At 75.2% G+C, this 1,993-nt stretch carries 1 protein-coding gene; it reads right to left on the bottom strand.

The genetic code is table 11. The features are described from left to right. Positions 1-106: 106 nt before the first annotated feature. Positions 107-1,789 (bottom strand): thiamine pyrophosphate-binding protein, encoded by a 1,683-nt coding sequence (locus ACZ6H8_RS13820; RefSeq protein ID WP_464147467.1) that lies wholly within the window; start codon positions 1,787-1,789, stop codon positions 107-109. Positions 1,790-1,993 lie beyond the last annotated feature (204 nt).

Genomic DNA, 1,993 nt, shown 5'->3' with positions numbered 1-1,993 from the left:
GGGTGGTCGAGGGGTATCTTCCCTCGGACCCCCGCGATCGCCTGCGAAACGCGAATGGGGTGGGTGCGCGGGTGGGTGCGCGAGCGCCGCGGCGCGGACCGGATCGCTACGTCCGCACGGGCTCCTGCGTGATCTGCTCGCGCGTGGGCGACTGGTTCACGTGCATGATCTCGCGCTGGTAGGGGGCGACGACCTCGCGGGAGATGCGCAGGTCGAGCAGCAGGAACCGCCGCGTCGCCGCATCCTCGGCCGCCCACGTCGCGAGGCGCTCGAGGTCGTCGATCGTGCGCACGACGACGCCCTCGGCGCCGACCGCCGACGCGAGCGCGGCGAAGTCGACCTCGGGGATGAGCATGGGCGGCTGGGCGAGGCCCTTGCCGCCGTAGAGGGTCGTCTCGGCGGCGTATGCGGCGTCGTTCCACACGGTCGCCATGCCGCGGCCGCCTGCGACGCGCACGGCCGACTCGAGGTCGGCGAGCGCCATGAGGCCGCCGCCGTCGCCCGTGGTGAGCACGATCGTCGCCGTCGGATGCGCGATGGCGGCGCCGGGCACCGACGGGAAGCCGAGCCCGATCGACTGGTAGGCGGTGCCGACCATGTGCATGCGGTCGGGCGACGCGACGGGCCAGTGCATGTTCGACCAGCCGAGGAAGTGGCCGCCGTCGGAGACGACGACGCGGTCGGCCGGCAGCAGCTCGCCGATGCGCGCCGCGGCGGAGCGCGGGTCGAGGCGGCCGTCGGCGGCGAGGCCGTCGCCGCGCTCACGCACGCGCGCGGCGGGTGCGTCGACCGACTCGCGCCACCCGCTCGCGGGCTCCTCGAGCTGCGCGAGCGCCGACGCGATGCCCGCGAGGGTCAGCCTGGCGTCGCCGCGCACGAACGTGTCGACGCGGGCGTGGGTCGCCGCCGCTGCGACGTCGATCTGCACGACGCGCGTCTCGGGTCCGAAGAGCGCGCCGAAGCGCATCGTGAACTGGTTGAGGGAGGCGCCCACGACGAGCGCGACGTCGGCGTCCGCGACGAGCGCCATGGCTGCATCCGTGCCGAATCCGCCCGCGACGCCCAGGTCGTGCTCATCGCGGCTCGCGAGGCCGCGGCCGAGCGCCGACGCCGTCGTGAGCGCGCCCGTCGCGTCGGCCACGGCGTCGAACGCGGCGCCCGCGCCGGCGAGCCATGCGCCGCGACCGGCGAGCAGCACGGGACGTCGCGCGCCGGCGAGCAGGCGGGCGACGGCGTCGACGTCGGCCGGCTCGGGCTCGATCGCCGCGGGCAGAGCGGGCTCGCGCAGCGTCGGCAGCGAGCCGGCGTCGACGGTCGCGACGTCGTAGGGGATCGCGACGACGACGGCCGTGCGGTGCGCCAGGGCGTGCTCGATCGCGTCGATCGTCGTGCCAGCGGGGTCGCTGGAGCCGACGACCCACGTGCGAGCGCCGACGGCTGCGGCGAGCGCGACCTGGTCGACGTCCCACGGGCGCGCGCCGGTCGTGGGCTCGTCGCCGACGACGAGCACGAGCGGCACGCGCGCCTGCACCGCCTCGGCCAGCGGCGTGAGGGTGTTCGTGAAGCCTGCGCCGTACGTGGCGGTCGCCGCTGCGAGGCGGCCGGATGCGCGGTGGTGCACGTCGGCGGCGACGACGCCGCCCGCCTCGTGCCGCACGGCGACGAACGACGCGTCGGTGTCGCGCTCGATCGCGTCGAGCAGGTAGGCGTTGCCGTTGCCCATGACGCCGAAGACGGCGTCGACGTGGGCGGCGAGGGCGTGCGCGACGTGCGCGGAGACGATGGGCATGGTGAGCCTCTCGAGATCAGGGACGGATGGATTCCGTATGTGTCTCTCCGGCTCGGGCTGTCGCCCGTCGGGTGCGTGCCCCTTTTCCGAGCACCGGCTGCGTCGTCGCAGCCTGACTGGAGCATCGTACTGTGCGCGTCGCCCGCCGTGCCGGTGCGCGGCCTGCGAAACGCACATCGGGTGGGCGGGCGACGCGCACAGTAC

It is taken from the genome of Agrococcus sp. AC640b, from assembly GCF_979255995.1.
This window is presented reverse-complemented; position numbering and strand designations above follow the sequence as displayed.